Raw genomic sequence first — 704 nt, 5'->3', positions numbered from 1 at the left:
CGAACTGCTTCCCTGGGCGTCGACCTATACGATGCATACACACGATCCGAGGCTGGCGGCATGAGCCTGAACACGACCGCGGTCCGGATCAAGGTGACCCTCAAGGATGTAAAGCCGCAAGTGATGCGTCGCCTTGTCGTCCCCGTCACCCTGCGTCTTGACCGGCTACATCTAACGCTTCAGGAGGCATTCGGCTGGACGAACAGCCACCTCTTCGAGTTCTTCGCTGGTGAGGTCCATTGGGGGATTCCTGATCCCCACAACGATTACGGCCACCAGCCCTTGGACGCGAGCAAAGCGCGGCTTTGCGATATCGTTCGCGAGACCGGTGCTAAGACGATCCACTATCTCTATGACTTCGGCGACAGTTGGGACCATGTGATCAAGCTCGAAAAGTGGTTCGAGAACACCACGACGGAGGGACTTCCCTTTTTGCTCGAGGCCGCCGGTCGTTGTCCTCCGGAAGACGTCGGCGGTGCGCCAGGCTATGCCGAATACCTCGCCGCCATCAGCGATCCCGCCCATCCCGAGCACGAACACATGCGCCTCTGGGGCCCGGAGCGGTTCGATCCCAACGTCGTCGACCGGAAGGCGCTCGAAGCCGCCGTCAACGCGTTGTCCGACACATGGAGACCTCGGCGACGCGCCACGCGAACAAAATAGGCGTCAAGCGTCATTCAAAAGGGCCGCAGAGCTACGCTTAC

1 protein-coding gene is annotated in these 704 nt (G+C 60.5%); it reads left to right on the top strand.

Going from position 1 to position 704, the window contains the following annotated elements:
• Positions 1 to 663 (top strand): plasmid pRiA4b ORF-3 family protein (locus tag XH80_RS02890; RefSeq protein WP_271597250.1); only part of this gene is annotated, 663 nt, incomplete at its 5' end.
• Between the last annotated feature and the right edge of the window lie 41 nt (positions 664 to 704).

This window comes from Bradyrhizobium sp. CCBAU 45384, from assembly GCF_028128665.1.
Taxonomy (GTDB): Bacteria; Pseudomonadota; Alphaproteobacteria; order Rhizobiales; family Xanthobacteraceae; genus Bradyrhizobium; species Bradyrhizobium manausense.
Note: the sequence above shows the minus strand (reverse complement) of the source record. Positions and strands in the feature narration are given on the sequence as shown.